The sequence below is a fragment of the Oceanihabitans sp. IOP_32 genome, assembly GCF_009498295.1.
Lineage (GTDB): Bacteria > Bacteroidota > Bacteroidia > Flavobacteriales > Flavobacteriaceae > Wocania > Wocania indica.
Map to the genome: position 1 here is coordinate 2260652 of NZ_CP040813.1, position 24858 is coordinate 2285509.

Sequence of the window (24858 nt, forward strand, 5' to 3'; positions counted from 1 at the left end):
AGCGGTATTTTTGCGCAAACCAATAAAGATGTACAAATTATTACTTCGACCGTTATTTTTTTCATTCGATCCTGAAAAGATTCATCATTTTACTTTCTCATTAATTAAATTTAGTTCTAAAATTCCGGGCTTTACAGCTCTATTTAGAAGCATGTATGTTGTTAATGACAAGCGGTTAGAGCGAAAATTATTTGGCTTAACTTTTAAAAATCCCGTGGGATTAGCAGCGGGTTTTGATAAAAATGCCGAATTGTACAACGAGTTAGCAAACTTTGGTTTTGGCTTTATAGAAATTGGCACAGTAACACCAAAAGCACAAGAAGGCAATCCTAAAAAACGATTGTTTAGACTAAAAGACGACCAAGGTATTATTAACCGTATGGGGTTTAATAATGCGGGTTTAGAGGCTGCCATTTCGCAATTAAAAAAGAATAAAGGAAAAGTGATTATTGGTGGTAATATTGGCAAAAACACTCAAACCAAACCCGAAGATTATACCAAAGATTATCTAGAATGTTTTAATGCTTTGCACCCTTATGTCGATTATTTTGTGCTTAATGTGAGTTGTCCAAATGTGGGCAGCCATGCCAAATTGAATGACAAAGACTATTTGGAAGAACTGATAAATGCCGTAAAAAATGCGAATCACACTTTTGATAAACAAAAGCCTATTTTGCTAAAAATAGCACCAGATTTAAATGATAATCAATTAGATGAAATTATTGAGCTTGTTGCCGATACTAAACTTGACGGTGTAATTGCGAGCAATACCTCGATGGATAGAAGTGGTTTAAAAGCGTCTAAGGCACAACTGGAGGCTATTGGCAATGGCGGATTAAGCGGACAACCTATTAAAGCAAAAAGCACAAGAACGATTAAATATCTATCTGAAAAAAGTAATAAAGCCTTCCCGATTATTGGGGTTGGGGGTGTACACTCTGCTCAAGATGCCCAAGAGAAGCTTCAGGCTGGTGCAGATTTATTGCAAGTTTACACGGGTTTTATTTACGAGGGACCGGGTTTAGTTAAAGCTATAAATAAGGCGATTTTACAAGAAGACTAAGTTTTTTGGCGAGCTCCTCCAGTTTTTGAGATGGAAACTGTTAAATGGAGATAGGAATTTGTTTTTTCTGATGGGACAATACGTTTAAATGGCTTAAAACAAGTTCCAAATGCGGACGCTAAACACCATAAAACAATTAAGGTGCTTTTAATACATATTTTAAGATCCCATTTACTTCGATGCTATACAAAATAATAGTATTTTTATGATCTAATTTTTATGTATTAGATGCCTAAAAACGTTAAAATAATCGAATGTCCGCGCGATGCCATGCAAGGCATAAAAACATTTATTCCTACAGCGCAAAAAGTGCAGTATATACAGTCTTTACTTCGTGTAGGTTTCGATACTATTGATTTTGGCAGCTTTGTATCGCCTAAAGCCATACCACAAATGGCAGACACTGCACAAGTACTCGCGCAGTTAGATTTAAGCACAACGGTAAGTAAGCTGTTGGCAATTGTGGTAAATCAAAGAGGCGCAGAAGAGGCCTCAACGCATAAAGAGATTGACTATTTGGGTTATCCGTTTTCAATTTCAGAGAACTTTCAAATGCGAAATACGCACAAAACTATTGCTGAGTCCATTGTGATTTTAGAGGATATTTTAAATCTAGCCGATAAAACCAATAAAGAAGTAGTGGTTTATATCTCTATGGGATTCGGCAATCCCTATGGTGATCCTTGGGATGTGAATATTGTTGGAGAGTGGACCGAGCGTTTACATAAAATGGGAGTGAAAATTTTATCTTTAAGTGATACTGTTGGGACATCTACCCCAGAAAGCATTAGTTATTTGTTTTCTAATTTAATTCTGCAATACCAGCACATAGAATTTGGTGCCCATCTTCATACTACGCCAACCTCCTGGTTTGAGAAGGTTGATGCGGCTTACAAAGCGGGTTGTTTACGTTTTGATGGCGCTATACAAGGTTTTGGTGGCTGCCCTATGGCAAAAGACGAGCTTACTGGCAATATGCCCACCGAAAAGCTCTTATCATACTTCACCACACAAAAATGCAACAATCTAAATGCTCTTAGTTTTGAAAGTGCTTATAATGAAGCCTCGAAAATTTTCAATACATTTTATTAATGTGCCTCAGGAAGTAGTTGTGCGTCGGTAAAAATTAACGCCATAAAAACTGCTCAAATTATTTTAATCAAAAATTATATTAAATAAAAACCCCTGCTTAAGGAATAGACCTTGCAGGGGTTTAATTAATAAACTTTTAAAATTCTACAAAAAGGTTGCTGGGATGTTCATTCAAATGAATAAATAGCAGTTAACGTGCAAAAACAAACTCAGACAACCACTTAGCAAACTTATTTAATTTTAGTTACCTTTATTTGGTTTGTGTTGGTCTAAAATCTGAATTCAAGACCTCCATAAATACCAAACGGGTGTCCTGGTCTTAAACCAGAAGGCGTTCTTGACACCGCATAAGTATTATCTAATAAATTGATAATATTTGCTGTTAAATTTAATTGCTTAGTGACATAATATTTGCTAGATAAATCTAGAACAAAGTTAGAAGCAACTTTTTCGTTATCTGGTATTGCACCAGTTCCAGATTGAGTTCTAAATTCTCCGTTGTATCTGGCGTTTACATTAACTTCAAATTTAGAATGCTCGAATGACAGCGCAGCATTAAATTGATTTTTTGGTATGTAAGGCATCTCGTCTCCAGCGGTTACAGTACCCCATAATCTGTTTGTACTTCCAAAGTCGTTTAAAAACTCTGTGTTGGTAAAGGTGTAACCAAAAGTAATAGGCAGAGAAAATTTACTATTAGGGTTGGCTAGATTATAGTTTAATAATAATTCGAAGCCGCTTACATTAACTTCACCAGCATTAAATTGATCTAAAGTTCCAGTGCCACCAGAAGCTGCTAAGTCACTACCTAAAAGATTAGAATAATCGTTGAAGAACCCAACAAGCTCGCCACTTAATTTTCCGAATTGAAAACGAGTTCCTAATTCGTAGTTTATGCTTTCTTCTGCTTTTTCGCCTTCTTGATTTCCAGGAGGAGAGAAACCTTTATGTACGCCTCCAAAAACAGAAACATCATTGTTAAATTTATAATTCACACCCACTCCAGGAATAAAAATAGAAACCGTGTTTTCTCTGTTTTTTAAATCAACACCCGTTCTGTTAACATCATTTTTACCAAAGTCTTCTCTTTTTAGAGTGATATTTTCGTATCGCAGACCAGGCGCAAAGGTCCAATTGTTATATTTTAGTTTATAAGTTACAAACGAAGCAAAGGCGTTTGCACTGCTTATTCTGTTGGCATCTGTTCCAGGAGTTCCTGCTGTAGTTAATGTTAGAATACCAGCATCTGAAATACTGTAGTTATCTACCCATTGAAACCTGTCTTCTTCGTCATAGTGGTATCTTAAACCAATTTCAATATCGTGAAAGAGATCTCCTGTATACCAATGGTAATCGAATTTCGTTTGAATCCCTTGAGCATAATATTCTCTGTTGTTTGCTTTTATACCTAAAACATCGGCTGCCGAATTAATGCTGCCTGTTACGGTATTAAAATGCCCTGATAGGGTTGTGGGATTATTTAAAACATTGGCAATAGATTGTTTATCGCCATTAAAAGTAACATCGTTTAACTTGTACCAATTTCTTGCAAAGTTGTTGCGGTATAAGTTGGTTGTTACTCTAAAATTTTCGGAAATATCTAAATTATGGGTGAGCACATATTGAGTATGGTCGGTTTTCATTTTATCATGGTTAGAAGCCGCATATCTAGAAAACGGATTTGCATTAAAATCGGCTTCAGATAAGCCTAAATAGGTTTCGTTTCCATTTTCATCAGAATACTGAAACTTAAATTCTAAATATTGCTTAACAGATGCATTTGGAAACAAATTTGCTCTTACTTTGGCGACCACATCATTTTTGTTAAACCCTGTGTTTTTTCCGCTAGGTAAATTTTTAAATCCGTCCGATCCATAATTTAAATACTCTACCATATAGCCAAATGTTTCATTGGCACCGCCAACTTTTGCATGTACTTGGTTAGAATTAAAACTACCGTAACTTGCTCTTATTTTACCTGAAAATTTGCTTGTTATTTGAGACGAAATCAAATTAATGGCCCCACCACTTGTAAATGGCCCGTATTGTACTTGGCTACTTCCTTTTAAAACTTCAACAGCTTCCATTCTTGCAATGGTTGGAAAGTAGTAAGCCGCAGAGGCGCTGTATGGTGCAGGAGCGGTTAAAATGCCGTCTTCCATAATAGTAATTTTAGAGCTTCTTCCTGGAGATGTACCTCTTAAACTAATATTTGGTCTTAACCCAAAACCGTCTTCCTCATAAATATTAATACCTGGAACAGCGCTTAGAACTTTGTGAATATCTGTAAAATTAAATTTTTCAAGTTCTTTAGGTGATAAATAAAAAGCCGAACCTGTTCTATGTTTGGCAACATACTTATTGCCTAAAATTTTGTTGGCATCGATTATGACTTCATCTAATTTTTGAATGGAGTCTAATTGCCCTTTTTGCATTTCAACCTCTTGTTGTTGAGCTGTTATAGTAGCTGTAAATAGGGAGGTAAGCGCTAATAACTTAATCTTTGTTTTATTTAGATTCATTATAAATAGATTTTTATTTTGGCAAATATAAACCTCAATGCCAAATCAGCAAAACTTATTTAGAATAAATAAAAATAACTTTTTTTAATAGTTTGAAAATCAAAATAATAACTTGAAATTTTTTTTTACGGCGATATGTTTCAATTCTTTAGGGTTAAAAACACTTGCTAACTTTAACTTTTTTCTTGTTTAACTTGGTTAAGTATAGCAAACAACTTCGTTATAAGGTGTTAAATATTGTTTTGTGAATTAAAAAATTACTTCATAAGTATATAATTAATAAAAGTTTAAATAATAAATTGTAAATTTGCACGCAATTATACTTTAATTGCATCATGATAGCACACAACAATAAGATTTTAGGTGAAGGTTTAACGTACGACGACGTTTTATTAGTTCCAGCATTCTCAGAAGTACTTCCGCGCGAAGTAAATATTCAATCAAAATTTACACGAAACATAACCATTAATGTTCCTATTATTTCGGCCGCTATGGATACGGTAACCGAAAGTAAAATGGCTATCGCTATGGCGCAAGAAGGAGGTATAGGTGTCTTGCATAAAAATATGACTATTGAGGATCAAGCCAAAAAGGTAAGACGTGTAAAACGTGCCGAGAGTGGTATGATTATGGATCCTGTAACCTTACCCCTTACCGCAAAAGTGGGCGATGCAAAACAATATATGGCCGAGTATGGTATTGGAGGTATTCCAATTATAGATGACAATCGTACCTTAAAAGGTATTGTTACCAATCGCGATTTGCGTTTTGAGCATGATAACAAACGAGCCATTGTAGACATGATGACTAAGGACAACTTGGTAACCGCTGCTGTGGGTACCTCATTACAAGATGCCGAAGCAATTCTACAAGAACATAAAATTGAAAAACTACTTATTGTAGACGAAAACTATAAATTATCGGGTTTAATAACGTTTAGAGACATTACTAAGCTTACCCAAAAACCAAATTCCAACAAAGATGAGTATGGACGTTTGCGTGTTGCTGCAGCTATTGGTGTTACGGGAGATGCTGTAGATAGAGCCGAAGCTTTGGTAAAAGCAGGTGTTGATGCTGTAGTAATCGATACAGCTCACGGTCATACAAAAGGTGTGGTCACGGTATTAAAACAAGTAAAAGCTAAGTTTCCAAACCTCGATGTTATTGTGGGTAATATTGCCACTGGTGAGGCTGCGAAATATTTAGTTGAGGCGGGTGCCGATGCTGTAAAAGTAGGTATTGGTCCAGGTTCTATTTGTACAACTCGCGTTATTGCAGGTGTGGGTTATCCACAATTTTCTGCGGTTTTAGAAGTGGCAGAAGCTATAAAAGGAAGCGGTGTTCCTGTAATTGCCGATGGTGGTATTCGCTACACAGGTGATATTCCTAAAGCTATTGCAGCGGGAGCAGATACTGTTATGTTGGGCTCGCTTTTAGCTGGAACCAAAGAATCTCCAGGGGAGACCATTATTTACGAAGGACGAAAATTTAAATCTTACCGTGGTATGGGTTCTGTAGAAGCCATGAAGCAAGGCAGTAAAGATCGTTATTTTCAAGATGTTGAAGACGATATTAAAAAATTAGTGCCCGAAGGTATTGTAGGTCGTGTACCCTATAAAGGCTATTTATACGAGAGTATTCACCAGTTTATTGGTGGCTTACGTGCTGGAATGGGCTACTGTGGTGCTAAGGATATTCAAACCTTAAAAGATACAGGGAAATTTGTAAAAATTACAGCGAGCGGGATTAACGAAAGCCACCCGCACGATGTGACTATTACTAATGAGTCTCCTAATTATTCTAGGTAGATTTTTCTTTAAGAATTACGGGCGTTTGGTCTCTTGTAAGCCTTAGATTATGGTTTTGAATATAGCAAGCGATGTGTTCGTTTTTTTAAACTTCAAAAAAGAGACAACTCTTTGGTGCTAATTCAGTTGTTAAAAACCCAAGTTAAGAGCAAGATTCATAATTGATTTGTATCTATCGCCAATAAAGCAATTCTTTTGTTAATATTGTATAGAAAAAAATTACAATACAGAGCTAGCAATAATATTTTAGTTATTGCTAGCTTTTCATTTTAACAGATGTAGTTTGGTTAAGGTTTGTATTTTAAGTCGGCATTTTGTTTCCTCCCCTTATATTTTACAGATGAGTAGTAGGATATGCGCTATGAAAAACTTATTTTGGAAACACTAAGACTATTACTATGCTTGTTAAACAATTGTCCCTTACTGAAGAGAACTGGAAAGAATCCTTAACTAAAATAGATTTTGATGCTAATCTGTTTCTTCTTTTTGTGTCGCCCTATTTTAATTTCAAAAAAGAAATTTTAAAGTCTCTAAAAAAGAAATTTCCAAAAGCGACCCTAATTGGCTGTTCTACTGCTGGCGAAATATCCGGTATAACAGTAAAGGACAAAAGTATATCGCTTACAGTTATTCAGTTTAAAAAAGTGCCTATAAAAAAAGTGTCAACACCAGTAGTAAATTTAGAAGGTAGTTATAAATCTGGCGAAAGAATAGGAGAAGCACTTTATAGTGAAGATTTAAAACACGTGCTCGTATTTAGCGATGGTTTGCATGTTAATGGAGCAGATTTGGTAGATGGGCTAAAATCTAAATTACCAAAGGTGAGCATTACTGGGGGTATGGCAGCAGATGGAAACCATTTTGATAAAACATTTGTAGTTAACGATGGTAATATGGTAGAAAAAACTGTAGTAGGTTTAGGTTTTTATGGTAACCATTTAAATGTGGGTTGTGGATCTAAAGGGGGATGGGATAGCTTTGGTGTAGCAAGATTGGTTACCAAATCTGAAAAAAATGTGTTGTATGAATTGGACGATTTACCTGCTTTAACAGTTTTAGAACAATATAAAAAACCATTTGTAACTGCTAATTCAATTTCTCATTTGTTATATCCTTTAAGCGTGCGTTTAAATGAAAATGTAACCCCAGTTATACGAACTATTTTTGAAGCCAATCAAGAGAATAAAAGTTTAATTTGTAAGGGTAATATTCCCGAGGGTTCAACCGTTCGAATAATGAAATATAACACCGATAGATTAATAATTGGAGCTGAAAATGCGGCTCTTAACGCAAATAAAAATAAAAATGGAGAAGCTCAATTAGCGATATTAATAAGTTGCGCAGGGCGTCGTAATGTATTAAAACAACTCGTTGAAGAAGAAGTAGAGGCTGTAAGAGCGGCAATAGGCGAAAAACCTATGATAACAGGTTTTTATTCTTATGGGGAAATAGCTCCTTTCGACGATTTTTCTCCATGCGAATTGCATAATCAAACCATGACTATCACTATACTATCAGAATGTTAAATAACAACTATCATAGGCTTTTAATGCGTCAATTAAAAAAATCGGGTTTAGATCTTTTAGATAATCCAAAATACACCGATTTTTTAAATATGATAAACGAGGCTTATAAGGATTTTGAAAAAGACCATGAACACTTAGAAAATATCCTAGAGGTAAGCTCAAAAGAACTGTTCATAGCGAACAAAAAACTAAAACAAGAAAGAGATTATACTAAAACGAAATTAGAAAAGATTGTAAACAATGTTGGGGGTGTAATTTTTCAAACAGATGCTGACGGAAATTTTACTTATTTAAACCAGGCTTGGACAAAATATTCAGGATATTCTATTGCGGAGTCTATTGGTAAAAACTATAAAGACTTTTTAAAGCCTAGTTATGTACATAGTAAACTTAAATTTAATGAAATTTTCTTAAATAAAAAAGATGCCATTGAGTTTGTTTTTAAATTAAAAAAGAAATCAAGGGTGTTGTGGTTTGAGGTTAAATGCAAGCAAGATACAGATACATCTGGATTGCCTTCTGGTTATACAGGAACGATAACCAATATTACAAACTTGAAGGAAACTGAAATTAAACTTAAAAAAGCAAGTCAATCTAAAGATGTATTTCTATCTACCATGTCGCATGAAATTAGAACACCCCTAAACGCGGTAACAGGACTAGCAAACATCTTATTAATGGAAGATTTTCTTCCAGAACAAAGTGAAAATTTAAAGGCGTTAAAATATTCTGGAGAACACTTGTTAGGTTTAATTAACGACTTATTAGATTTTGACAAAATTAAATCTGGCAAGCTCAAAATAACTGAAGACGTTTTTAGTCTAAATCAATTGTTAAATGTCACGAAATCCGATCTTGTATTGCGAGCAGAAAATAAAGGATTGGTTTTTAACTTTATAAAAGAAAATGATATTCCAGACAATATCATTGGAGATAAATTAAAACTAAATCAGATTATTAAGAACTTATTAAGTAACGCTTTAAAATTCACAGAAAACGGTAGCATCTCTCTTTATATTAAAAACTTAGGAATAGATAAAAATAAAGTGAAGCTTCGGTTTAAAGTGGTCGATACTGGAATTGGTATATCTAAAGAAGACCAAAAGACCATCTTCGAAAGTTTTATGCAAGCAAATCCAGAGGCATCTATAAAATATGGAGGTACAGGTTTAGGTTTACCAATAAGTAAAAAGCTTTTAAATATTCAAAATAGTGATTTGACTGTAGAAAGTAAATTGGGTGAAGGTGCAACCTTTTCTTTCGAAATCACTTTTAAAATTAGTAATAGACTTAGTACTTTTTCTCCAGAAATGATCGAAATGCAGCCAGATTATTTACCCATAGATTTAAAAGTTTTGGTTGCAGAAGACAATAAAATGAATGCTTTAATTTTAAAGCGATTATTTTTAAAATGGAAAGTAAATTATGAAATCGCAGAGAATGGAAAAGAACTTCTCGACAGGTATATTAAATCGAATTTCGATTTAATATTAATGGATTTACAAATGCCATTGTTAAACGGTTACGAAGCTACAACGGCTATTAGAAATTTACCCAATAAAAAAAAATCGCAAATCCCAATTATAGCGTTAACAGCTTTTGCGCAAACCGATATTAAAGAAAAAACAAGGCAATATAAAATGGATGGTTTTATGAGTAAACCTTTTAGCCCCGAAAAACTTTATAATTTGCTAAAATCGCATAGTAAACAAAAGCAATAGCAAGAATAACTAAGCGGTTTTGTAATAAAGTTCTATAAAAGTTAGATAGAACTCTTGCAAATTTGTATTTTCATCTTGCCAATATTATCCAAGTTGCATGCAAGAAGATTTTCTACATTATATATGGAGGTATAAAAAGTTTAATATGGCGGCTATTAAAACTACAAATAATGAGGTGGTTACCATAGTCTCTGTCGGTCAACATAACCAAAACTCTGGACCCGATTTTTTTAATGCACAATTAAAAATAGGTAATCAGCTTTGGGCTGGAAATGTAGAAATTCATAAAAAATCTTCCGATTGGTTTTTGCATAACCATGAACAAGATAAGGCTTACGACACTGTTATTCTGCATGTTGTTTGGGAGCACGATACCCCAGTTTTTAGAAAAAATAATTCAGAAATCCCCACACTAGAGTTAAAAAGCTATATCTCGAAATGCGCTCTAAATAATTATCAGCAATTATTTTCTAAAACTAAAAAGTGGATTAATTGTGAACAAGATTTTGAAAGTGTCGATAGTTTTATTGTTAAAAATTGGTTGGAACGTTTATATGTTGAACGTTTAGAGCAAAAGGCAGCAATAATAAATAGATTTTTAGATGCTTCTAAAAACGATTGGGAAGCTGTTCTTTTTAAAATGTTGGCTAAAAATTTCGGACTAAAAGTAAATGCCGATGCGTTTTTAAGTATGGCAAACAGTATCGACTACGCTGTTGTTAGAAAGCAGCAGCATAGTCAAAACAATTTAGAAGCTTTGTTTTTTGGGCAATCTGGTTTGTTAAATACAGCTTCGGAAGATGCTTATTTTCAAAATCTACTTAGTCAATACCAATTTTTAAAACAAAAATTTAAATTATCTAATAGCAATATCGTGCCTGTACAGTTTTTTAGGCTGCGACCTTCAAACTTCCCGACTATTCGTTTGTCGCAACTGGCAAGTTTATACGGAAAGGAGAGCAATTTATTTTCAAAAATTAATAAGGTTAATACATTAGACGAATTTTACACCCTTTTTTCAGTAAAGGCCTCATCGTTTTGGGAGTCGCATTACACATTCGATAAAGTCTCAAAAAAGTCTAAAAAGCAACTCAGCAAAGCCTTTATAGACTTGTTAATGATTAATACCATAATCCCCATTAAATTTGCTTTCGCAAAGCAACAAGGTAAACATATTGAAGGTCGTCTTATGGAATTAATACAACAAATAAGCCCAGAAAAAAACGGTATTATAAACAAGTTTAATGCCTTAAAAAACCTGACATCTTCAGCGTTAGAATCGCAGGGGCTGTTACAGTTAAAGCGGGAGTATTGCGATAAAAATAAATGTTTACATTGCGCTATAGGCACTTTACTTTTAAACAAGAATTGATTAACTTGCGTTATGAATATATTTTACAGAGCATTATTGTATTTTCAAAAAAGAGGCTTTTACGTGTGTCAGCGCATAGCAGACAGGCTTGGTATTCGGGCCAAGGTTGTACGCATTTCATTTATGTATTTAACCTTTGTAACTGTGGGATTTGGTTTTGCACTGTATCTGTTTATGGCTTTTTGGATGCGTATAAAAGATCTTATTTATACGAAACGTTCGTCTGTTTTTGATTTATGAAAATAAATAATAATTTCTTTTTAACGAAGCAGTATATAGCTGTTTTCTTGTTGGTTTTTCTGGTAAGTGTTGGTGTTTTGGGCTATAGATTATTATCTAGTTACACTTGGATTGATGCGCTTTACATGACCGTAATAACCATTTCGACAGTGGGTTTTAAGGAGGTACAGCCTTTGGACGACGCCACTAAAATATTTACGATATTTTTAATTCTTACTAGTGTTTTTATTTTAGGATACGTGATTACTGTAATTACAGCATATATAATAAGCAAGAGTAATTTAGAAGATTCAAAACAAAAAAAAATGCAAAAGAAAATAAATGCTTTTAAAAATCATATTATAATTTGTGGCTACGGAAGAAATGGTAAACAAGCTGCAACTAAACTGTTGGCTTACAATAAAACTTTTGTAATCATTGAGCAGGATAAAGAACTTGTAGATAAATATAAAAATGAATTGGTGCCCTTTGTATTGGGAGATGCCAGCGAAGACGAGGTGCTATTACAAGCAGGTGTAGATCGGGCATCTTGTTTAATTACGGCATTGCCTAACGATGCAGATAATTTGTTTATCGTGCTTTCTGCAAGGCAGTTAAATAATAAAATAAATATTATAAGCCGAGCTTCTCAAGAAACGTCACGGCATAAATTAAAATTAGCTGGTGCTAATAATGTGATACTTCCAGATGTCATTGGAGGCGATCATATGGCATCGTTGGTAGTTGTGCCTGGGTTAATGGAGTTTGTTGATAATTTATCTATTGTTGGTAAAACCAATATAAATATTGAAGAGGTAGCAGTGGCAAAATTAACCAGAGAAGTTAAAACAATTAGAGATTTAGATCTAAGAAAAAGAACAGGATGTACAGTTATTGGTTATAAAGACGAAAACGGAGAGTATCTGGTAAACCCAGAGGCCGATTTAGATTTAGATCCAAAATCTAAAATTGTGGTTATAGGGCGCCCAGAACAAATAGAATTGCTTAATAATACCTACAATATAAGTTAATGAAATCGTTTTTTAACAAGTATTTGTTTTTAAAAATCAATTATTTTTAGCATCTTGCTAGCCTTAATGCCATTTCCTTAATCAAACTAACTAATAACCATCATTTATGAAGAAGGCCCTTCTTTCGATTTTCACTTTACTACTACCTTTTTTATCTTTTACTCAAGAAGCTACCGAAAAAGGAATCGATCAAATTATTGATGAACGATTTGGTGACGCAACAGGTTGGTTTGTGAGTGCTGTTTTTTATCAAATTCCTTTTTCTGAGAATGTGAGAGTTTTTTGGGTTTTATTTCCCTTGATTTTAGGAGCCCTTTACTTTACAATATATTTTAAGTTTATAAACTTTAGAGGTTTTTCTACCTCGCTAAATATTGTTAGAGGTCGATATGACGATTTGGAGGGCCGAGAAGATCATAAAGTTGAAATTCAAAAATCTGAATTTACTAACGATGAAGACAATCCAGATACTATTAGAGTGGAAGGCCACGAAGGCGAGGTGTCGCATTTTCAAGCATTAACAGCAGCCTTATCTGCAACCGTAGGTTTGGGTAATATTGCTGGTGTTGCTATTGCAGTTTCCATTGGTGGTGCTGGCGCAACATTTTGGATGATTGTTGCTGGTTTTCTTGGGATGGCTTCAAAATTTGTAGAGTGTACACTTGGTGTTAAGTATAGAGATATTGAAGACGATGGTACTGTTTACGGTGGTCCTATGTATTATTTAACCAAAGGCCTAAAGTCTAAAGGTCTGGGTGGTCTGGGTAAAGTATTAGCCGTATTATTTGCTATTTTTGTTATTGGTGGCTCCTTTGGTGGAGGAAATATGTTTCAGGTAAATCAAGCTTTTCAGCTTGTGGAAAATATTACAGGAGGCGAGAATTCTATTCTTCATGGCAATGGCTGGGCATTCGGTCTAGTAATGTCTGTTTTAGTTGGTATTGTAATTATAGGGGGTATTAAAAAAATAGCCAAAGTAACCGATAAGATTGTGCCTTTTATGGTGGTTATTTATGTGGCAGCTGCCTTATATGTAATCTTCTCAAACTTAAACATGGTAGGCGATGCTTTTGTTCAAATCTTTAATGGTGCATTTAATCCAGAAGGTATTGCCGGTGGAGTTGTAGGGGTATTGGTTCAAGGGTTTAGGCGTGCAGCATTTTCAAACGAAGCCGGTATTGGGTCGTCTTCAATTGCCCATTCTGCCGTAAAAACAAAATACGCAGCTAGCGAAGGCATGGTCGCCTTACTAGAGCCTTTTATCGATACGGTTATAGTTTGTACCATGACCGCATTAGTTTTAATAATTACAGGGAATGTAACAGCTGAAAATGCCACATTAAACGATACTCAAGCTATTTTGTTAACTTCTGGAGCTTTTGAGTCTGCTATTTCTTGGTTCCCCTATGTTTTGGCTGTTGCCGTAGTTTTATTTGCATTTAGTACCATGATATCCTGGTCTTATTACGGTTTCCAGGGGTGGTCTTATTTATTTGGAAGAACTAAAAAAGCAGAGTATATCTACAAAACATTATTTTGCATATTTGTTATTATTGGAGCAGCGGCAAGCTTAGGCTCTGTTATCGGATTTTCAGACGCGATGATTTTTGCTATGATGGTTCCCAATATGGTTGGTTTAGTTATTCTGGCTCCTAGAGTTAAGGAAGAATTAAATAAATATATGAAAGCTATAAAGGATAGAACTTAAAGCATAAAAAAATGCAACATCTTAAATCCCATTTCAAGTTTACAAGAAAACAGCGAAAAGGGATTTTTCTTTTACTGTGTTTAATCATATTGTTACAAGTGGCCTTTTTTTTTGGTGCACCTTTAGTTTTTAACAGTGAAATAAAAGGGGGTTCAGAAAATCAAAAGCAATTAGACAAGGTTATTCAGGAAATAGATTCCCTTAAATTGTTGGAAATTGAGAACAGGAAACCAAAAGTGATTCCATTCAATCCCAATTTTATAAGCGATTATAAAGGTGCGTCTTTAGGAATGTCGAATCTAGAAATAGATAGGTTGCATCATTTTAGAAAGCAAAACCAATGGGTGTACTCTGCAAAGGAGTTTCAGCAAGTCACTAAAATATCCGATTCGCTCTTAAATTCTATAGCACCGTATTTTAAATTTCCAGAATGGGTTACACATCCTAAACCTAAAGCTAATGCAACCGCATATTATCATACGCAAAAAACTTTTGCTCAAAAGGATGACTTAAACACCGCTACGGCAAAGCAGTTACAAGAAGTTAACGGTGTAGGGGCTTATTATTCAGAGCAAATTTTAAGGTATAGGAATAAATTTATTGGGGGTTTTATTGATGATGTTCAGCTTACGGATATTCCAGGATTAACCCCAGAAGTTATTAAAAACATAACCGATCGGTTTACCGTTAAAACACCTAGAATAATAAAAAGGCTGGATATTAATAAAGCTCAAATTGAAGAGCTTGTAACGGTTCAGTTTATCGATTACGATTTAGCCTACGAAATCGTTGAACAAAGAGACTTAAGAGGTGGTTATAGAAGCTTAGACGAATTAACAAAAGTTAAAGGCTTTCCGGTAAATAAATTAGAGATTATTAAATTATATTTGCTAATTGAAAAAGAAAATATATGAATACAATGTACTTTACCGAAGAGCATGTGCTTTTTAGAGAAAGTTTGCAGGATTTTTTAAAAAAAGAAGTCGTTCCACATATCGATAAATGGGAGAGAGATGGAAAAATTGAGCGTTTTATTTGGAAGAAGTTTGGCGATATGGGCTTTTTTGGTATAAATTACCCAGAGACCTATGGCGGACTAAATTTAGATCTATTTTATACCGTAATATTTTTAGAAGAGCTTCAAAAAGTAAATTCCGGTGGTTTTGCAGCGGCTATTTGGGCACATTGTTATTTAGCCATGACGCATCTTAATGCCGAGGGCGATCAAACGATTAAAACCCGTTACTTAACTCCAAGTATCTCTGGCGACAAAATTGGCTGTTTGTGTATAACCGAACCTTTTGGGGGTAGTGATGTAGCAGGCATGCGCACCACAGCAGTTAAAGACGGAGAGCACTATATTATAAACGGATCTAAAACCTTTATTACAAACGGTGTAGAAAGTGATTATTTAATAGTAGCTGCCAAGACCAAACCAGAATTAGGTAACAAAGGTATTAGTATTTTTGTAATCGATAGAGAAACACCGGGTATATCGGCAACTAAGCTCGACAAACTGGGTTGGCGTGCATCCGATACTGGTGAAATTGCTTTCGATCAGGTAAAGATTCCATCAGCAAATTTATTAGGTGAGGAAAACAAAGGATTCGCTTACATTATGCAGCATTTCTCTTTAGAACGTTTAATTATGGGGGTTAATGCACATGCGCGAGCCGAATTTGCTTTAGAGTATGCCTTGCAATACATGTCTGAACGTACTGCGTTCGGAAAAACCATTGATAAATTTCAAGCCTTACGCCATACCGTAGCAGAATTATATACCGATATGGAAATCTGTAAAGCTTTTAATTATTCTGTAGCCTACAGACTAAATAAAGGTGAATATGTGGTGAAAGAAGCGACCATGTCTAAGCTAAAATCTACCAAAATGGCAGATGAGGTGATCTATGAATGCTTACAGTTTTTGGGCGGTTATGGTTATATGGAAGACTATCCAATGGCCAGACTTTTTCGCGATAGTAGATTAGGACCAATAGGAGGTGGCACCTCTGAAATCTTAAAAGAGATTATCGCAAAAATCGTTATTGATAAACGCGATTATAAACCCATAACCTAAATTTTTATTATTGATTTTGCGAAAATGGTTTTCCGATTCGCAAAAATCGTTATTGATAAACGCGATTATAAACTAGGTGCTTAGCTTAGTATGAAGTTGTATTACGGAATAACGATATGTTTTGCCTTGGGTGTTAACTACAGGTTTTTTTAATTAACGTCCATTCTTGCTGAAATAGTAAAAAAACTTGCAATTATTTTTAAATATAGGGAGTTTAATCATGCGGGTTTAAAAGAATTATCCCGCAGATTCCACCGATTTAGGCAGAATGAAACAACTATTTGTTTCCGTCATGCGATAAAATGTTATTTCAAGATCTCAATTTATAGATTCTTGATATTTTGCGAATGATCCTTTTGATGTAAATTGTTCTTTTGTTTAGCTTTTTTAATTATATTTTTCTTAATGTTCTGAAAGGTATAATCTTTTGCTTCAGCATAAGAAATATTATATTTTCTATCGAAGTCTAAAAATTCTGAGGGGTAGGCTGTAAATAGACTGTTGTAATAGGTGTCTAGTTGATCTTTTGTTGGCGATTCATAAGAGAGTTTAAGTTGAAATCTTCGTAAAAGTGCTGTATCAATAGCTTCTAAATAATTTGTAGCGCCAATTAATATGGTGTTTTTGTCTAAGGCGTCTATTTGTTGCAAAAGCGCATTTACCAATCGCCTCATTTCTCCAGAATCCTTATCACTGTCATCTCTCGATCTCCCAACAAAATCAAATTCATCGATAAATAAAACAGCATTTTCAAGTCGAGCCTCTCTAAAAATGGCTGTAATATTTTTTGCTGTTTCCCCTAATCTCGAAGACACAAACCCACCGAGATGTAGAGTGATTATTTTTTTGTTTAAACGTTTAGCGATCGCATGGGCTGTGGCTGTTTTTCCGCAACCTGTACTACCGTGCAATAGTATTTTATTATCCACTGGGAGGTTAAAAGATTTTATAGCCTCAAGATATTCAAATTCTTCAATTAATTGATTGATTTTTGCACGGTTCTCTTCCGAGAGATGTATATCGTCTAAATTTATGGTTGGATGATTTTTATGGGTAGCTAGTTGACTTGAACTCATGGAATTTTTTTGGGCAAAGTTACTAAGACTTAATTGTAAAAAAAATTAAATAACTGGAGTTTGGGGGGTAAAAATTCTGGAATTTATAAGGGTATATGTGTGTTATCGTGAAATTGCATTAGCAATATCAGTGATGAAAAAAATGAGATTTATAAAACTCTAAAAAAATACGATACTATTTTTTTAAGTTTAAAAGACTTGTGTATATTTGCGCCCTGAAAAATCTAAAAGAGAGGAGGTTAAGACACTATGTTAATAATACCAGTAAAAGAAGGAGAAAATATAGATCGAGCGCTAAAACAGTATAAGCGTAAGTTTGTAAAAACGACGGTTAAAAACCAGTTGCAAGAACGTAAAGAATTTACAAAGCCTTCTGTTGTGCGCCGAGCCAGTAAGCAAAAAGCACAATATATTCAAAGTTTAAGAGATGCAGAAAACATCTAGATTTTGCAGCTTTGTTAAAAATATAAGTCCCGCAATTTGCGGGACTTTTGTTTACAACGAATACTAAAAAGACTTCTAATATATTAGATAAAAAAGAGGAACCGAATTTAGATTAATCCCAATTAGAATCTCTGGCTAATTGTTGTCCATGACTTTAAGACCGTTTTAAGTGTATTACTAATAATACCCGGCCAAGGCTTCGAGTCTTCAAATTCAATAAAACATTGTATCTTCATACTTTAAACTATAAGTATGTTATTTAAGCCATTCGCAGACTATTTATTATTAGAAAAAAATTATTCAAAATTAACTGTAAAGGCCTATCAGCGGGATTTGGAGAGGTTTTTAGAATTCATTAAAAATGAATACGAGACCTCTAATATCGATCAAGTTAATTATAGCCAAATAAGGAGTTGGATAGTTTCTATGGTAGAAAACGGGTTGTCCAACCGAAGTATCAACCGAAAACTATCAGCATTAAATACCTACTATAAGTTTCTTCTAAAAATAGAAGTCATTTCGCTAAACCCATTAGCTAAGCACAAAGCCTTAAAAACAAATAAAACAGTACAGATTCCGTTTTCTGAGAAAGAGGTTATGGCCGTTTTAAACGAGCTGTATTTTGAAAGTGATTTCGAGGGTATTCGCAATAAGTTGATAATCGAATTATTTTATAGCACAGGTATACGTCGTATAGAGTTGGTAGAATTAAAGTTATTAAATGTTGATTTAGAAGAAAAAACCTTAAAAGTGTTAGGTAAAAGAAATAAAGAGCGTATCCTTCCGTTATTAGATTCTTTAGTCCCTACGTTTAAAAAATATTTAATATTAAGAGGGGAGTTAGAAAGCATTACAGATAGAGATGTTTTGTTTCTCACTAAAAAAGGAGTTAAAATTTACGAAACACTTGTATACAGAATAATAAATGAGTATTTTAGTTTGGTGTCTGCTAAAGTTAAAAAAAGCCCACATATTTTAAGGCATTCTTTTGCAACGCATTTGCTTAATCAAGGTGCCGATATCAATGCGGTAAAAGAACTTTTAGGGCATTCAAGCCTTGCAGCAACACAAGTGTATACACATAATAGTATTGCCGAGCTAAAAAAAGTACATGTTAATGCTCACCCCAGAAGTGAGAAATAAAAGAATTGTTATTCAATTAAAACGGATAAGAGAATTTCGAATTAACCTAGTTATTACAAAAAAAATATTTAGCAAAATATATTTTATCGATTTAATAACTTAAAACCAATAACAGATGAAAGTAAACACGCAATCAATTAATTTTACTGCAGACCAAAAGTTAATAGACTTTATACAAAAGCGTATGGATAAACTTGATATGTATTACGATAAGGTCATAAAATCTGACGTGTATTTAAAGGTAGAAAACACAAGTGAAAGGGAAAACAAAATATTTGAGGCTAAGTTAAGTGTACCAGGCGATAGTTTCGTTGTAAAAAAACAATGTAAAACTTTTGAAGAAGGGGTAGATATGGCTGTTTCGTCTCTAGAAAGACAGTTAAAAAAGCGAAAAGAGAAATTAAGACCACATTTATAGTAAAAATTATTAAAAAAATGTTTTGATTAAAAAAAATAATCTATACATTTGCAGTCCGTTAGAAATAGCGGGCTTTTTTTTACGCGTAAAAAGTGTTAAAAAGCCGATGTAGCTCAGCTGGCTAGAGCAGCTGATTTGTAATCAGCAGGTCGTGGGTTCGAGTCCCTCCATCGGCTCTAAAATAATGAAAGGCGAACAGGAAGTCAGAAAAATGTAAAGCGCATTTTTTTAGCTTGGGGACAAGAAGTTTATTCTGAGCGCAGTCGAAGGGCGTCCCTCCATCGACGCAAGTTCTTTAAAGGATTGAAATTAAGTTAAATGGGGAGATACTCAAGCGGCCAACGAGGGCAGACTGTAAATCTGCTGACTACGTCTTCGCAGGTTCGAATCCTGCTCTCCCCACTAAGCTTTTAAATAAGCTACTGTCAAAAGCTTGCTTTTGTAAAGTAGTGTTTTAAAAGCGCAAGTAAGGGGTCACTCTTACGGATCACCAACGTAGTTGGTAATCCTACAAAATATGAATCTTTGAAAAACGATTTTATGCAGTGAGTTTAAAAGCTTGCTTTTGTAAAGTAGTGTTTTAAAAGCGCAAGTAAGGGGTTACCCTTACGGGTCACCAACGTAGTTGGTAATCCTACAAAATATGAATCTTTGAAAAATGATTTTATGCAGTGAGTTTAAAAGCTTGCTTTTGTAAAGTGATATTTTAAAAGTTAAAAATTTCAAAACACGTTTTTTGAAATTTCGTAAAAGTTCGCTTTTACAGGATTATGAAAGTGATCTATAATTGAAATAATAAAACACCTTTTGAGTATTGAGAAATATTCAAAGAAATGCGAGAGTAGCTCAGTTGGTAGAGCGTCAGCCTTCCAAGCTGAATGTCGCCGGTTCGAACCCGGTCTCTCGCTCTAAGCGAAGAGTGGTGTGAAGTTTGTGCTGAGCGTAGTCGAAGCAAACCCAGTCTATCGCTCTAAACACTTACGAAAGTGGGTGTCTCTTCTTTTTAAATCTGTCTTTAATAAAGTAAGGCATGTTGAAAGATAGGGGAGAAAAAACTTTACGCCGGTGTAGCTCAGGGGTAGAGCGTTTCCTTGGTAAGGAAGAGGTCACGAGTTCAAATCTCGTCATTGGCTCATTTATAGTAGAAGAATTAAGTATTAATATAAATAGATTAAAACAGAAATAAACATGGCAAAGGCAACTTTCGATCGTTCAAAACCGCACCTTAATATAGGTACTATTGGACACGTAGATCACGGAAAAACAACCACGACTGCTGCTATTACAAAAGTATTAGCTGATGCAGGTTATTCAGAAGCGCAATCATTTGATTCAATTGATAATGCTCCAGAAGAAAAAGAAAGAGGTATTACAATTAATACATCGCACGTTGAATACGCAACAGCAAATCGTCACTACGCGCACGTTGACTGTCCTGGTCACGCCGATTACGTGAAGAACATGGTAACTGGTGCTGCGCAAATGGATGGAGCAATTTTAGTAGTTGCTGCTACAGATGGTCCTATGCCACAAACTCGTGAGCACATTCTTTTAGGTCGCCAGGTTGGTATTCCTAAAATTGTAGTGTTTATGAACAAAGTAGACTTAGTTGATGACGAGGAGTTATTAGAACTAGTTGAAATGGAAATCCGCGATTTATTATCATTCTATGAGTATGATGGTGATAATTGTCCTGTAATTGCTGGATCTGCTTTAGGTGCACTTAACGGTGAGCAAAAGTGGGTAGATGCTTTATTAGAATTAATGGAAGCTGTTGATACTTGGATTGACGAGCCTGTACGTGATACAGAAAAGCCGTTCTTAATGCCAATCGAAGATGTATTCTCTATTACTGGACGTGGTACTGTAGCTACTGGTCGTATTGAAACTGGTATCGCTAACACCGGAGATCCTGTAGAGATTATTGGTATGGGTGCAGAGAAATTAACTTCTACAATCACTGGAATTGAAATGTTCCGTCAGATTTTAGATAGAGGTGAAGCTGGTGATAATGCTGGTATCTTATTAAGAGGTATTGAGAAATCTCAAATCTCAAGAGGTATGGTAATTGTTAAGCCAGGTTCTGTAACACCACACGCTAAGTTTAAAGCTGAGGTTTATATCCTTAAGAAAGAAGAAGGTGGTCGTCACACACCATTCCATAACAACTACCGTCCACAGTTCTACGTACGTACAACTGATGTAACTGGAAATATTGCACTTCCAGATGGTATTGAAATGGTTATGCCAGGAGACAACTTAACGATCACAGTTGAGTTAATCCAACCAATTGCAATGAACGTAGGTTTACGTTTCGCTATCCGTGAAGGTGGTAGAACAGTTGGTGCTGGTCAGGTAACTGAAATTTTAGACTAATAAATAGTATAAGTCTTATAAATAAGAGTCAAGGTGTCGCGTGATTCACGCGATGCCTTTTGACATCTTTTTAAAAGTTTAACATATTCTTGATGTAAGAATGGTTATTCTTAAATACGGGTTTAGCTCAGTTGGTAGAGCACTGGTCTCCAAAACCAGGTGTCGTGAGTTCGAGTCTCTCAACCCGTGCAAAATTTAGGTATACACGAGCCGAAAAAGTTATCCTGAGCAAAGTCGAAGGAGAGTTGCTCAAACCGTGCAAATAAAGAATTAGAATAAATGGCTGGAATTGTAAATTACGTAAAGGAATCGTTTGGAGAGTTAAAAAACAATGTGACTTGGCCGACTTGGGCCGAGGGTCAGAATTTGACTATTTTGGTTGCAGTATTTTCAATTATATTCTCCTTGGCTATTTGGGGAATAGATACAGTTTTTAGCAGTGTGATTACAACTTATTTCGATTGGATTTCATAACGATTAAACACAAAATTTATGTCTGAAGAGAGTGAAAAGAAATGGTACGTGGTTAGAGCTGTTAGCGGTCAAGAAAATAAAATAAAAACTTACATAGAAAACGAAATAGCACGTTTAGGTTTACAGGATTATGTCGATCAAGTATTAGTACCTACAGAAAGAGTGGTGCAAGTGCGTAATGGTAAAAAAATCCATAAAGAAAAAGTGTTCTTTCCGGGTTATATCATGGTACAGGCGAATTTAACCGGAGAAGTACCTCATATTATAAGATCTGTTACTAATGTAATTGGTTTTTTGGGAGAAACAAAAGGTGGAGATCCAGTGCCGTTAAGGCAGTCTGAGGTAAATCGTATGTTAGGTAAAGTAGACGAGTTAACGGTAGATGAAACGGCCAGTGTGCCCATTCCTTATACCAAAGGAGAAACTGTTAAAGTGATAGACGGACCGTTTAATGGATTTGACGGTATAGTTGAAAATATAAACGAAGAAAAGCGTAAGCTTGAAGTAATGGTAAAGATTTTTGGAAGAAAAACACCATTAGAATTAAGTTATATGCAAGTCGAAAAAATATAATAATGTTACGTAAAGTTAGATGTGTCTTTTGCTTCCACAGAGAGACCATCAAAAATTAAATTATTAAAAATGGCAAAAGAATTAAGTAAAGTAGTTAAGTTACAAGTTCGGGGAGGTGCTGCGAATCCTTCGCCACCGGTTGGACCCGCTTTAGGAGCTGCAGGTGTTAACATCATGGAGTTCTGTAAGCAATTCAATGCCAGAACTCAAGATAAATCAGGTAAGGTTTTACCTGTAGTTATCTCTGTTTACAAAGACAAATCGTTCGACTTTGTAATAAAAACTCCACCAGCGGCAGTTCAATTAATGGAAGCTGCTAAAGTGAAGAAGGGTTCTGGAGAGCCAAACCGAAAGAAAGTAGCTAAAGTGACTTGGGATCAGGTAAAAGCCATCGCAGAAGACAAAATGGTAGATTTAAACACATTTACTATAGAGTCTGCTATGACTATGGTAGCCGGTACAGCAAGGTCGATGGGAATATCTGTAACAGGAAAATTTCCTTCTTAATCTATTAAAGACATTATAAAATGGCAAGATTAACAAAAAAGCAAAAAGAAGCTTTAGCAAAAATTGAAAAAGGAAGATTGTATTCTATTGATGAAGCGTCTTCTTTGATAAAAGAGATTACCAATACAAAGTTTGACTCATCTATCGAGTTAGCGGTACGTTTAGGAGTAGATCCGCGTAAAGCCAACCAGATGGTTAGAGGGGTGGTTTCACTACCGCACGGTACTGGTAAAGATATGAAAGTTTTAGCATTAGTAACACCAGATAAAGAAGCAGAGGCTAAAGAGGCCGGAGCAGATTATGTAGGTCTAGATGAATACCTTGATAAAATTAAGGGTGGATGGACAGACGTTGATGTTATTGTTACCATGCCTAGTGTTATGGGTAAGTTAGGACCTTTAGGTCGTATATTAGGCCCTCGTGGTTTAATGCCTAACCCAAAAACTGGAACGGTTACTATGGATGTAGCTAAAGCTGTAAGTGAAGTAAAAGCTGGTAAAATTGACTTTAAAGTTGATAAAACTGGTATCGTGCACGCAGCCATAGGTAAAGCATCGTTTAGTCCCGAAAAAATTGCAGGTAATGCAAATGAATTATTAACCACGTTAATTAAACTAAAACCGACAACAGCTAAGGGTGTTTATGTAAAGAGCATTTTTATGTCCTCTACAATGAGTCCGAGTTTAGCTATTGATCCTAAAATTGGTTAATTAAGTTAAAACTTTAAATTATGACAAGAGAAGAAAAATCACAAGTAATTGAGGAATTAACTGCAGAATTAGCTAATAACTCAAATATCTATTTAACAGATATTTCAGGATTAAATGCTGGAGATACCTCGAATTTGCGTCGTGCTGCCTTTAAAGCAAACGTGCAAATGGCAGTTGTTAAAAACACATTACTTGAAAAAGCAATGGAAGCTTCAGAGCGTGACTTTGGAGACCTTCCGTCTGTATTAAAAGGAAATACATCAGTAATGTATTCTGAAACTGGTAATGCCCCTGCGAAGTTAATTAAAAACTTTCGTAAGAAGACTGATAGACCGTTATTAAAGGGCGCGTTTATTGAGGAAGCAGTTTATTTAGGTGACGATCAACTAGATATGTTAGTTGATATTAAGTCTAAGGAAGAATTAATTGGAGAGATTGTTGGTTTATTACAATCGCCTGCTAAAAACGTTGTATCTGCACTTAAATCGGGTGGATCAACTATTGCTGGTCTAATTAAGACACTATCTGAAAAAGAAGGATAGTATTAACAAGTACGCACTAATTACAAATATATTATTACAAAATTATTAAAACGATAGAAAAATGGCAGATTTAAAAGATTTCGCAGAACAATTAGTTAACCTTACTGTAAAAGAAGTAAATGAGTTAGCAACTATATTAAAAGACGAGTATGGTATCGAGCCTGCTGCTGCTGCTGCAGTTGCTGTTGCTGGTCCTGCTGGTGGTGGTGAAGCTGAAGAAGCTCAAACTGAATTTGACGTAATTTTAAAAGCGGCTGGCGGTTCTAAGTTAGCAGTTGTAAAATTAGTTAAAGAATTAACAGGTTTAGGTTTAAAAGAAGCTAAAGGTTTAGTTGACGATGCACCAAGTGCAGTTAAAGAAGCAGTTAGTAAAGACGAAGCTGAAGCGTTAAAATCTCAGTTAGAAGAGGCAGGAGCAGAGGTTGAGCTTAAGTAAGCCATACCCTCAATAACACT

23 protein-coding genes and 5 tRNA genes are annotated in these 24858 nt (G+C 34.9%); 26 read left to right on the forward strand and 2 right to left on the reverse strand.

Going from position 1 to position 24858, the window contains the following annotated elements; all coding sequences use genetic code 11:
* The first annotated feature begins 28 nt into the window (after positions 1–28).
* Together FEZ18_RS09370 and FEZ18_RS09375 are read left to right on the forward strand one after the other, a co-directional pair.
* Positions 29–1063 (forward strand): quinone-dependent dihydroorotate dehydrogenase, encoded by a 1035-nt coding sequence (locus FEZ18_RS09370; RefSeq protein ID WP_153268064.1) that lies wholly within the window; start codon positions 29–31, stop codon positions 1061–1063.
* Positions 1064–1291: 228 nt separating this feature from the next.
* Entirely contained in the window at positions 1292–2155 is an 864-nt protein-coding gene (locus FEZ18_RS09375) for a hydroxymethylglutaryl-CoA lyase (protein ID WP_153268065.1), read from the forward strand.
* Between the two features lie 269 nt (positions 2156–2424).
* On the opposite strand, the gene FEZ18_RS09380 is transcribed toward FEZ18_RS09375, so the two are convergent.
* Positions 2425–4677 carry a TonB-dependent receptor family protein gene (locus tag FEZ18_RS09380; protein ID WP_194269468.1) on the reverse strand — a complete coding sequence of 751 codons (2253 nt, stop codon included), beginning with the start codon at positions 4675–4677 and terminating at the stop codon, positions 2425–2427.
* Between the two features lie 335 nt (positions 4678–5012).
* On the opposite strand from FEZ18_RS09380, the gene guaB reads away from it, so the two are divergent.
* The 9 genes from guaB (at position 5013) to FEZ18_RS09420 (ending at position 16139) form a co-directional block, all read left to right on the forward strand.
* On the forward strand, positions 5013–6485 hold the full coding sequence (guaB, locus tag FEZ18_RS09385) for an IMP dehydrogenase (RefSeq protein ID WP_153268066.1): 1473 nt from the start codon (positions 5013–5015) through the stop codon (positions 6483–6485).
* 398 nt (positions 6486–6883) lie between these two features.
* On the forward strand, positions 6884–8011 hold the full coding sequence (locus FEZ18_RS09390) for an FIST signal transduction protein (protein WP_153268067.1): 1128 nt from the start codon (positions 6884–6886) through the stop codon (positions 8009–8011).
* 23 nt (positions 8012–8034) lie between these two features.
* The gene (locus FEZ18_RS09395; protein WP_194269469.1) at positions 8035–9732 is read left to right on the forward strand and encodes a PAS domain-containing hybrid sensor histidine kinase/response regulator; all 1698 of its coding nucleotides are present in this window, start codon (positions 8035–8037) and stop codon (positions 9730–9732) included.
* Between the two features lie 97 nt (positions 9733–9829).
* Entirely contained in the window at positions 9830–11104 is a 1275-nt protein-coding gene (locus FEZ18_RS09400; RefSeq protein WP_153268069.1) for a DUF2851 family protein, read from the forward strand.
* A gap of 12 nt (positions 11105–11116) precedes the next feature.
* Complete coding sequence (locus FEZ18_RS14700; protein ID WP_228122702.1) at positions 11117–11344, forward strand: PspC domain-containing protein; 228 nt, start codon at positions 11117–11119, stop codon at positions 11342–11344.
* A complete protein-coding gene (locus tag FEZ18_RS09405) occupies positions 11341–12354 on the forward strand; it encodes a potassium channel family protein (protein WP_153268070.1) in 1014 nt (337 codons plus the stop codon). Before FEZ18_RS14700 ends, FEZ18_RS09405 begins: the two co-directional genes overlap by 4 nt.
* 106 nt (positions 12355–12460) lie before the next feature.
* Positions 12461–14062, forward strand: coding sequence for an alanine/glycine:cation symporter family protein (locus tag FEZ18_RS09410; RefSeq protein WP_153268071.1), 1602 nt, complete (start codon positions 12461–12463; stop codon positions 14060–14062).
* 11 nt (positions 14063–14073) lie between these two features.
* Positions 14074–14976 carry a ComEA family DNA-binding protein gene (locus FEZ18_RS09415; RefSeq protein ID WP_153268072.1) on the forward strand — a complete coding sequence of 301 codons (903 nt, stop codon included), beginning with the start codon at positions 14074–14076 and terminating at the stop codon, positions 14974–14976.
* Entirely contained in the window at positions 14973–16139 is a 1167-nt protein-coding gene (locus tag FEZ18_RS09420; protein ID WP_153268073.1) for an acyl-CoA dehydrogenase family protein, read from the forward strand. The genes FEZ18_RS09415 and FEZ18_RS09420 overlap by 4 nt, the downstream gene beginning before the upstream one ends.
* A 323-nt stretch (positions 16140–16462) precedes the next feature.
* Here FEZ18_RS09420 and FEZ18_RS09425 read toward each other — a convergent pair whose 3' ends face one another.
* A complete protein-coding gene (locus FEZ18_RS09425; RefSeq protein ID WP_153268074.1) occupies positions 16463–17215 on the reverse strand; it encodes an AAA family ATPase in 753 nt (250 codons plus the stop codon).
* Between the two features lie 249 nt (positions 17216–17464).
* Here FEZ18_RS09425 and rpsU point away from each other — a divergent pair, with 249 nt between their 5' ends.
* The 15 genes from rpsU (at position 17465) to rplL (ending at position 24838) form a co-directional block, all read left to right on the forward strand.
* Positions 17465–17659 carry a 30S ribosomal protein S21 gene (gene rpsU / locus FEZ18_RS09430; RefSeq protein ID WP_153268075.1) on the forward strand — a complete coding sequence of 65 codons (195 nt, stop codon included), beginning with the start codon at positions 17465–17467 and terminating at the stop codon, positions 17657–17659.
* Positions 17660–17911: 252 nt separating this feature from the next.
* A complete protein-coding gene (locus FEZ18_RS09435; protein ID WP_153268076.1) occupies positions 17912–18802 on the forward strand; it encodes a tyrosine-type recombinase/integrase in 891 nt (296 codons plus the stop codon).
* A gap of 115 nt (positions 18803–18917) precedes the next feature.
* The gene (hpf, locus tag FEZ18_RS09440; RefSeq protein ID WP_153268077.1) at positions 18918–19220 is read left to right on the forward strand and encodes a ribosome hibernation-promoting factor, HPF/YfiA family; all 303 of its coding nucleotides are present in this window, start codon (positions 18918–18920) and stop codon (positions 19218–19220) included.
* Between the two features lie 102 nt (positions 19221–19322).
* A tRNA-Thr gene (locus FEZ18_RS09445) sits at positions 19323–19396 on the forward strand.
* 144 nt (positions 19397–19540) lie between these two features.
* Positions 19541–19622: transfer RNA gene (locus tag FEZ18_RS09450), tRNA-Tyr, on the forward strand.
* 433 nt (positions 19623–20055) lie between these two features.
* Positions 20056–20128 (forward strand) — tRNA-Gly (locus FEZ18_RS09455).
* 153 nt (positions 20129–20281) lie between these two features.
* Positions 20282–20353 (forward strand) — tRNA-Thr (locus FEZ18_RS09460).
* Positions 20354–20408: 55 nt separating this feature from the next.
* The gene (gene tuf / locus FEZ18_RS09465; protein ID WP_153268078.1) at positions 20409–21596 is read left to right on the forward strand and encodes an elongation factor Tu; all 1188 of its coding nucleotides are present in this window, start codon (positions 20409–20411) and stop codon (positions 21594–21596) included.
* A 116-nt stretch (positions 21597–21712) separates the two neighbouring features.
* Positions 21713–21785: transfer RNA gene (locus FEZ18_RS09470), tRNA-Trp, on the forward strand.
* Between the two features lie 90 nt (positions 21786–21875).
* On the forward strand, positions 21876–22070 hold the full coding sequence (gene secE / locus FEZ18_RS09475; RefSeq protein WP_153268079.1) for a preprotein translocase subunit SecE: 195 nt from the start codon (positions 21876–21878) through the stop codon (positions 22068–22070).
* Between the two features lie 18 nt (positions 22071–22088).
* The gene (gene nusG / locus FEZ18_RS09480) at positions 22089–22643 is read left to right on the forward strand and encodes a transcription termination/antitermination protein NusG (protein WP_153268080.1); all 555 of its coding nucleotides are present in this window, start codon (positions 22089–22091) and stop codon (positions 22641–22643) included.
* A gap of 69 nt (positions 22644–22712) precedes the next feature.
* On the forward strand, positions 22713–23150 hold the full coding sequence (gene rplK / locus FEZ18_RS09485; RefSeq protein ID WP_153268081.1) for a 50S ribosomal protein L11: 438 nt from the start codon (positions 22713–22715) through the stop codon (positions 23148–23150).
* Positions 23151–23170: 20 nt separating this feature from the next.
* Positions 23171–23860, forward strand: a complete 690-nt coding sequence (gene rplA, locus FEZ18_RS09490) for a 50S ribosomal protein L1 (protein ID WP_153268082.1) — start codon at positions 23171–23173, stop codon at positions 23858–23860.
* A gap of 20 nt (positions 23861–23880) precedes the next feature.
* A complete protein-coding gene (rplJ, locus tag FEZ18_RS09495; RefSeq protein WP_153268083.1) occupies positions 23881–24402 on the forward strand; it encodes a 50S ribosomal protein L10 in 522 nt (173 codons plus the stop codon).
* Positions 24403–24463: 61 nt separating this feature from the next.
* Positions 24464–24838: a 50S ribosomal protein L7/L12 gene (gene rplL, locus FEZ18_RS09500; protein WP_153268084.1), complete on the forward strand. Its 375-nt coding sequence runs from the start codon at positions 24464–24466 to the stop codon at positions 24836–24838.
* Positions 24839–24858: the final 20 nt, after the last annotated feature.